General features: G+C 70.3%; 6 protein-coding genes. 4 read left to right on the forward strand and 2 right to left on the reverse strand.

The window, feature by feature from the left end; all coding sequences use genetic code 11:
- The first annotated feature begins 38 nt into the window (after nt 1-38).
- Complete coding sequence (locus ACILRF_RS04720; RefSeq protein WP_395671116.1) at nt 39-284, forward strand: DUF378 domain-containing protein; 246 nt, start codon at nt 39-41, stop codon at nt 282-284.
- Nucleotides 285-327: 43 nt separating this feature from the next.
- On the opposite strand, the gene ACILRF_RS04725 is transcribed toward ACILRF_RS04720, so the two are convergent.
- Nucleotides 328-1,119, reverse strand: coding sequence for a DUF72 domain-containing protein (locus tag ACILRF_RS04725; protein WP_395671117.1), 792 nt, complete (start codon nt 1,117-1,119; stop codon nt 328-330).
- A gap of 5 nt (nt 1,120-1,124) precedes the next feature.
- Nucleotides 1,125-2,765, reverse strand: coding sequence for a M28 family metallopeptidase (locus ACILRF_RS04730; protein ID WP_395671118.1), 1,641 nt, complete (start codon nt 2,763-2,765; stop codon nt 1,125-1,127).
- Nucleotides 2,766-2,953: 188 nt separating this feature from the next.
- On the opposite strand from ACILRF_RS04730, the gene ACILRF_RS04735 reads away from it, so the two are divergent.
- The 3 genes from ACILRF_RS04735 to ACILRF_RS04745 all read left to right on the forward strand — a co-directional run.
- Nucleotides 2,954-4,387 (forward strand): efflux transporter outer membrane subunit, encoded by a 1,434-nt coding sequence (locus ACILRF_RS04735; protein ID WP_395671119.1) that lies wholly within the window; start codon nt 2,954-2,956, stop codon nt 4,385-4,387.
- Between the two features lie 8 nt (nt 4,388-4,395).
- Nucleotides 4,396-5,460 carry an efflux RND transporter periplasmic adaptor subunit gene (locus tag ACILRF_RS04740; RefSeq protein ID WP_395671120.1) on the forward strand — a complete coding sequence of 355 codons (1,065 nt, stop codon included), beginning with the start codon at nt 4,396-4,398 and terminating at the stop codon, nt 5,458-5,460.
- A partial coding sequence (locus tag ACILRF_RS04745) for an efflux RND transporter permease subunit (RefSeq protein WP_395671121.1) occupies nt 5,457-8,014 on the forward strand: 2,558 nt, incomplete at its 3' end. The genes ACILRF_RS04740 and ACILRF_RS04745, both read left to right, overlap by 4 nt.

Consider the following 8,014-nt stretch of genomic DNA (forward strand, 5'->3'; position numbering starts at 1 on the left):
ATTGATGCGACGTCGAACGGCAAGAACTGGATCGCACCATGAAATGGCTCAACATCCTCACGCTGCTGCTGCTGATCGTGGGCGGCGTGAACTGGGGTCTGGTGGCGCTTGGCGGCCATGAGATGGACCTGGTGGCCAACCTCTTCGGCGGCGACGACGCGGCGCTGGCCAAGGTTGTCTACGGCCTCGTCGGCCTGTCGGCCCTCTGGCAGATCCTGCCCTGGGTCAAGTCGCTCAGCATCGGTGAGCATCACGCCGAAGCCGACGTCCGGACCACGCACTAGAAGGAGGAAGGCGGGCGCGGCGCGCTCCGCCTTCCTTCGGGCCCTAGACCCGCGCCTGTAGCTCCATGGCCGCCCGCGGCGCCCGCACCTTTCCTTCGTGGATGACGTAGGCGTAGACGTCGCGTGCGTCGGCCGCCGGGCTGGTGCGGTCCAGGGGCGTGAAGTCAGCGGGAAGCTCACCGCCCGCATAGGCCTTCAGCCGATCCGCCCACTCGTCCAGTTCGGCCGGGGCGTAGCCGGTCTCGAGGCCGTCGTCGGCGGTCATGAGGCGCAGGTAGGCGAAGTCGGCGGTGACGTCGGCGATCAGCGGATAGGTCTCGTGCGCCGCCGTGCAGATGGCCACATTGCGGTCCCGGCAGAGGGCGACGAACGCCGGGTCGGCGAAGCTGCCGTGGCGGACCTCCATCACGTGCCGCAGGGGCACGCCCTCCAGCCTGTCCGGCAGCAGGTCGAGGAAGGCGGCGAAATCGTCGCGGTCGAACCTCTTCGTCGCCATGAACTGCCAGAGGATCGGACCGAGCCGGTCGCCGAGCTCGACCAGGCCCTGGCCGAGGAACCGGTCGATCGACTCTCGGCCATCGGCCAGAGCCTTGCGGTTGGTGCAGTAGCGCGAGGCCTTGACCGAAAAGCGGAACCCATCCGGCGTCGCGGCCCGCCACTTGGCCCAGCTTTCCGGCTTGAAGCTGGAATAGTAGGTGCCGTTGATCTCGATGGTTCTCAGCTTGCTGGCCGCGTACTGCAGCTCCCCGGCCTGGCGCAGGCCCTCGGGATAGAAGACGCCGCGCCAGGGCTCGAAGGTCCAGCCGCCGATACCCGTCCGGATTACGCCTGCCATCGCCGCTATCTCCGCATCGCGGCGGTCTTGTCGCGTTCCGCCTTGAACTCGGCGCCGGTCTTCCACTCCGGCCAAACCGACGAGTTCGCCAGCCGGCGTCCGAGTTCGTAGAACAGGCCGACCTCCTGGCTCAGGCCGCGCAGGTCCCACTTGGGATCGAACTCGTCGGCCGGCTGGTGGTAGCGCTCGCGGATGTAGTCGTCGGAGGCCGCCTTGCCGGCGGCAAGCCCGCCCTCGACCAGGTCCTGGCCGGCCCCGAACGAAATCGCCGGCACGCCGCGCTTGGCGAGCGGGAAGTGATCGGAGCGGTAGAAGCTGCCGGCTTCCGGGTTCGGGTCAGGGCTGAACGACAGCCCCCGCTCCGCCGCAAGCTTCACGAGGTCGTCCTGCAGCGTTAGCGGCGCATCGCCGGACATCGTGACGTCGCGCGTCAGGCCGATGAGGTTCATCCCGTCCATGTTGAGGTCGGCGACGGTCGTGCCAAGCGGATAGAGCGGGTTGGCCGCATAGTACTCGGTGCCGAGCAGGCCCTTCTCCTCGGCGGTGACGGCCAGGAACACCAGGCTGCGGTCCGGCCGCGGCCCGCTCGCGAACACCCGGGCGAGCTCCAGCAGCGCCCCGACGCCGGAGGCGTTGTCCGCCGCGCCGTTGTAGATCCGATCCCCCGTCGCATCCGCCCCGCCGACGCCCAGATGGTCCCAGTGGGCGGTGTAGATCACCCGCTCCTCCGGCCGGCGGCGACCCGGCAGCACGCCGACCACGTTCTTGGAGATCACGGTGGTCGCATTCACCGCGAAGCTCGCCGACAGGCTAACGCCGGGCAGCGCGACCGGCCGAAAATCCCGCGACCTGGCCTGGGTCTTCAGCGCCTCGTAGTCCAGCCCGTCTTTCCGCAGCAGGGCCGCCGCCGCGTCGCGCTGGATCCATCCCTCGAGCGGCGCGTGGGCCTTGGTCGGGTCGTCTCGGATGATGTCGAACAGCTCGGCGGTGTTGGAGTTCTTGACCGTCGCCCAGCCGTAGGCGGCCGGCGCCGTCTCGTGGATCACCAGCACGCCGGCCGCGCCCTGCCGCGCCGCCTCCTCGTACTTGTAGGTCCAGCGGCCGTAATAGGTCATGGCCTTGCCGCCGAAGTCGCCGACCCCGGTCTCGAAGTCGGGGTCGTTGACCAGGACCAGGATGACCTTGCCCTTCAGGTCCATGCCCTTGAAGTCGTCCCAGCCCTTCTCGTCGGCCTTGACGCCGTAGCCGGCGAAGACCAGCGGCGCGTCCTTCAGGTCGAGGCGGCGCGCTCCGGTCTGGCTAGCCCGCAGCGCCACCTGTTCGCCTTGCGTCCAGGCCTCGCCGCCGGCGCTCACTTGCACCGGCCCGTCGATGGCGAAGCGGGCGAGGGGAACGTCCTGCGTCCACGCCCGGGTCCCGTTCTTCAGGTCGCCGCCCGGCTGCACGCCCGCGGCGCGGAACTGTTCGATGAGGTAGGCGACGGTCTTGGCCTCGCCGGCGCTGGCCGGCGCGCGGCCCTCGAAGGCGTCGGACGCCAGGACTTCGATGTGGCGCGCGATCCGCGCCGCATCGATCGGCTCGGCGGCCCGGACCGGCGTCGTGGAAAGGCAAAGCGCCAGGGCCGTCGCATAGACAAGCTTTTGCATGTTCTGCCCGAAATGAGGTCAGTTGATTGCGTGACCCTAGGCGTAGGCGGTTGAAACGGCTAGTCCGCGCCCAGCCTACAATGTAATGCGCCTGTAATTCCCCCGACATGAGCTGCCGCTAAGCAAGGTCAGCCTGTCGGCGAATTAATCACCGCCAAACCTGGCCTCTGATAATAGCCCCGCTCAAGATGCGCGCCTCCCACACCGCCGCCCTTCTCACCGCCCTCGCCGTCGCGGCCTGCGCCAGCCCGCGCAAGCCGGACCTGGCCATGCCCGCCGCCTTCGAGGCGCCGGCAAGCGCTCAGGCCGCCGTCGACCTCGACCGCTGGTGGCTGGCGTTCGACGATCCGCAGCTCACCGGGCTGATCGAGCAGGCCCTGGTCCGCAACACCGACGTGCGGACCGCCGTCGCGCGCCTGAACGAGGTTCGCGCCCAGCGGCTCGGCGTTCTGCTCGGCTTCCTGCCGAAGGGCGACCTGTCCGGTTCGACCCGCCGCACCGAGACTGAACAGCTGTCCGGCACGCAGTTCGAGTTCCCCGGTTTCGTGACCCGCGGCTCGTCGGAGAGCGAGAGCGTCAACTTTAACGTCAGCTGGGAGATCGACCTCTTCGGCCGAACGCTCGCGGCTCGCCGTTCTGCCAACGCCGAGGTCGCGGCCCAGCGCTTCGCCCTGGAAGGCAGCCGTGCGGCGATCGCCGCCCAGGTCGCCGATTCCTACTTCCAGGCGCGCGGCCTGGCGATCCAGCTCGCCGACGCGCAAGAGACCGCCCGCATCCAGCGCAGCCTGCTGGACCTCGCCACCCGGCGCGGCCGACTGGGTCTCGCGCCGACCTCCGAGTCCGATCGCATCGCCGGCGACCTCGCCCAGGCTGAGGCCCAGGCGGCCGGACTCGAGGCCGAGCTGCAGGCCCAGCGGCGGGCGATCCTGATCCTGGCCGGCCGCCTGGCCGAGCCGACCACCGCCGTCGACGCCCCGCCGCAGGTGGGCGCCGCGCCCGCCGTGCCGGTCACCCTGCCCAGCCAGCTGCTGGCCCGTCGTCCTGACATCCGCGAGGCGGAGGCCCGGGTCCGCAGCGCCGCGGGCCGCCAGGACGTCGCCGAGCGCGCCTTCTTCCCGACCCTCACCCTCACGCCCGGCGTCGGCTGGTCGCGCACCTCGCAGCCCGGCTTCGAGAACGAGAGCTGGAACTGGTCGATCGGCGGCACGATCGCCCAGCCGATCCTGTCGATCCCCAACAAGCTGGCCGAGCTGAAGGCCGAGAACGCGCGCACCGAACAGGCGGTCATCGCCTATGAACGGGCCGTGCAGACCGCGTTCGGTGAGGCCGAGGGGGCGCTGGTCCGACTCGACGCCGACCGCCGGCGCGTGGCGCTGCTCGCCGATGGCGAGGCGCGGGCCGGGCGGGCGTTCCGCGCCGCGCGGCTCGGCTACGAACGTGGCCTGACCGACCTCAACACCTTGCTGTCGGCCGAACAGGCCTGGCGCGCGACCCGCACCCAACTCACCGCAGCCCAGGTCCAGAGCCTGCGGCGCACGGTCCAGGCCTATCGGGCGCTCGGCGGCGGCTGGGCCGCGACGCCGGCGTCCCGACAGGCCTCCACACAAGTTCAGGCTGGCTGAACCCGCACATGAAAACCCTTCGTCTTCCCCTCCTGCTGTCGATGACCGCTGGCCTGGCGCTGGCCGCGTGCGACAAGTCCACCCGGGCCGCGCCGGCCGCCGAGCAACCGCGCACCGTCAGCGTCGTCCGTGTCGAGCAGCGGCCGGTGGTGGACGCCATCTCCGCGACCGGCGACCTGATCCCGCGCGAGGAGGCGGCCGTGACCGGCGAGGTCACCGGCTATCGCGTCCTGCGCGTGCTGGCCGACGTCGGAGACTATGTCCGGGCCGGGCAGACCCTCGTGCAGCTCGATCCGGCCCTTCTCCAGGGCCAGCTTGCCCAGGCCCAGGCCCAGGCGGCCCAGGCGGAGGACCAGGTCCGCCGCGTCGCCGGGCTCGACGGCGAGGGCGTGCTCGCCCAGGAACAGATCGCCCAACGCCGCTACCAGGCCGACGTGGCCCGCGCCAACCTGCGCGACCTGCAGACCCGGATGCGCAAGATGGCCGTGGCCGCCCCGGTCTCGGGTCTGATCCTCGAGCGCACCGTGCGCCCGGGCGACCTGTCGTCCGGCGGCGCGACGCCCTGGTTCCGCCTCGCCCGCGATGGCCAGATCGAACTGGCCGCCCAGCTCTCGCAGGAAGATCTCGCCCGCGTCCGGCCGGGCCAGCGCGCTCAGGTGACCTTGCCCAGCGGCGACCAGGTGACCGGCGTCGTCCGCCTGGTCAGCCCGCAGATCGATCCACAGACCAAGCTCGGCCAGGTCCGGCTGACCCTGCCGGTGCGCAGCGACATCCGCGCCGGCGGCTTTGGCCGGGCGGTGTTCGGCGATGTCTCCTCCCTGGTGCTGGCCGTGCCGGAAACCGCGATCCGTTATGACGCCGACGGAGCCAGCGTGATGGTCGTCGGGGCTGACAACCGGGTGCGCCGGATGGCCATCCAGGCCGGCCAGCGCGGCGGCGGCTATGTCCAGCTGGCCCGCGGCCCGGCGGCCGGGGCCCGAGTGGTGCGAAACGCCGCCGGCCTGCTGATCGACGGCGACGTCGTCAAGCCGGTGGAGAGCGCAGCGCCGGCGCCTAAGGCGGCCGCGCGATGAGCGCGCCCCGCACCGATTTCCCGATCTCGGCCTGGGCAATCCGCAACCCGGTGCCGGTGGTGGTGCTGTTCGTCGGCCTGATGCTTGCCGGCCTGTTCGCCTACACCGGCCTGCCGATCAAACAGTTCCCCAACATCCAGTTCCCCAACATCGCCGTGACGGTCACCCAGGCGGGCGCCGCGCCGGGGGAAATGGAGACCCAGATCACCCGGCCGGTGGAGGACGCCCTGTCGGGCATCGCCGGGGTCAACAACATCTCTTCGGTCGTCACCCAGGGCGTCTCGACGACGATGATCGAACTGGAGATGGGCGAGGATCTCCAGAAGCGCACGGATGAGGTCCGAGCCAAGGTCGACCAGCTGCGCCAGGTGCTGCCGCGCGACATCGACGAGCCGACCGTCACCCGCGTGGAGATGGACTCCGCCTTCCCGATCGGCACCTTCGCCGTCGCCTCGTCGAAGATGTCCGACGAGCAGCTGTCGTGGTTCGTCGACGACACCATCGCCCGCACCCTGCAGACCGCCAAGGGCGTTGCGCAGATTCGCCGGGTCGGCGGCGTCGCCCGCGAGATAAATGTCGTCATCGATCCGGATCGACTGGCCGCCCGGGGGCTGACCGCCGCCCAGGTCAACAACGCCCTGCAAACCTTCCAGCTCGACGCCCCCGGCGGCCGGGTGATGGTCGGCGGCCGTGAGCAGACGGTCCGCGTCCTTGGCGCGGCCGAGACGGTCGACGAGATCCGCAACATCACCATCTCGACCGGCGGCGGCCGCTTCGTGCGCCTCGCCGACGTCGCCCAGATTGGCGACGGGGCCTCCGAGCCGCGCGGCTTCGCCCGCCTCAACGGCCGGCCGGTGGTTGGCTTCCAGGTCTCCAAGACCCGCGACGCCAGCGACGTCTCGGTCGAGGACGCCGTCGGCGAAAAGCTGGCCGAGCTCGAGAAGGCGCATCCCGACGTCAAGTTCACCAAGGTGTTCTCGTCCGTCGACGAGACCCGCGCCAACTTCCGCGCCACCCAGCACGTGCTGCTGGAAGGCATGATCCTCGCCGCCCTCGTGGTGCTGCTGTTCCTGCGCGACTGGCGGGCGACGCTGATCACCGTGCTGGCCATGCCGGTGTCGCTGATCCCGACGTTCTTCGTGATGAAGATGACCGGCTTTTCGCTGAATATCATCACCCTGCTGGCGCTGACCTTGGTCATCGGCATTCTCGTCGACGACGCCATCGTCGAGATCGAGAACATTGAGAAGCGGGTGTCTCGCGGCGTCCGGCCGTTCCAGGCGGCCCTGGAAGGCGCCGACGCCATCGGCCTGGCCGTCGTGGCGACCACGATGTCGATCGTGGTGGTGTTCACGCCGGTCAGCTTCATGCCCGGCATCCCGGGGCAGTTCTTCAAGGAGTTCGGCCTTACCGTCTCCGTGGCGGTGCTGTTCTCGCTGCTGGTGGCCCGCTTGCTGACGCCGCTGATGGCCGCCTACCTGCTCAAGCCGAACAAGGCGCCGCACGAACGCAAGCCGTTCGAGGGGTTCTATCCGCGGGCCCTGGACTGGGCGCTGTCGCACCGCATCCTCGCCTCGATCCTCGGGGGCGTGCTGTTCTTCGCGTCGATCGCCGTCGCCAGAACCCTGCCGCCCGGTTTCCAGCCGACCGGCGATCCGGACTTCATCTACGTCAGCGTCGAAGGCCCGCCGGGCGCCACCATCCAGGACATGGAAGCCACCACCGAGGCCGTCACCAACCTGATGCGGCGGCAGCCCGAGGTCACGAACGTCTTCGCCATGATCGGCTCGACGGTAGCCAACTTCGGTCCCGGCGGCGGCAGCAGCACCTCGGACCTGCGCAGCGGCACCATCACCCTGCTCCTGGATCCGGCCCGGACCACCACCGGCCAGGAGTTCCGCGAGCGGCTGCGGGCCGAGCTGCGGGCCATCCCGGACGCCCGCGTCAGCTTCCTCAGTCAGCAAGGCGGAGCCGGGTTCCAGCAAATCCTGACCGGCGACGACGGCGAGACCCTGCGCCGCGCGGCGTTGGAACTGGAACGCCAGATGCGAACCCTGGACGCGGTCGCTGATCCGCGTCCCGCCAACGCGCCGGTTGGGCCGGAGATCGTCATCCGCCCGCGGGCCGACGAAGCCGCCCGCCTGGGCGTCTCCGTCGCCGACATTTCATCCGTCGCGCGCGTGGCCACCATCGGCGACATCGAGGCCAACACGCCGAAGATGAACGAGGGCGAGCGGCGCATCCCGATCCGCATCCGCCTGCCGGCCGAGGCCCGCGCCGACATCGAGCGGATCCGCTCGATGCGGGTGCCGACCGCCAACGGCGGCTCGACCACCCTGGACTCGGTCGCCGACGTCACCTTCCAGGCCGGCGCGGCGCGTATCGACCGCCTGAACCGCCAGCAGCGGATGACCGTCGAGGCGGAGCTGAACGGCGTCGAACTCGGCGTCGCCACCAAGGCGGTCAACAACCTGCCGATCATGAAGAACCTGCCGGCCGGGGTGAAGCCCGGCGCCATCGGCGAGGCCGAGGCGATGGCCGAGATGTTCGGCGG

This window comes from Phenylobacterium sp., from assembly GCF_044236515.1.
Classification (GTDB): domain Bacteria; phylum Pseudomonadota; class Alphaproteobacteria; order Caulobacterales; family Caulobacteraceae; genus Phenylobacterium.

Excerpts from the sequence above, each read along its gene's own strand:
- ACILRF_RS04725 (WP_395671117.1), bottom strand. The coding sequence starts at position 1,119 with ATGGCAGGCGTAATCCGGACGGGTATCGGCGGCTGGACCTTCGAGCCC.
- ACILRF_RS04730 (WP_395671118.1), bottom strand. The coding sequence starts at position 2,765 with ATGCAAAAGCTTGTCTATGCGACGGCCCTGGCGCTTTGCCTTTCCACG.
- ACILRF_RS04720 (WP_395671116.1), top strand. The coding sequence starts at position 39 with ATGAAATGGCTCAACATCCTCACGCTGCTGCTGCTGATCGTGGGCGGC.
- ACILRF_RS04735 (WP_395671119.1), top strand. The coding sequence starts at position 2,954 with ATGCGCGCCTCCCACACCGCCGCCCTTCTCACCGCCCTCGCCGTCGCG.
- ACILRF_RS04740 (WP_395671120.1), top strand. The coding sequence starts at position 4,396 with ATGAAAACCCTTCGTCTTCCCCTCCTGCTGTCGATGACCGCTGGCCTG.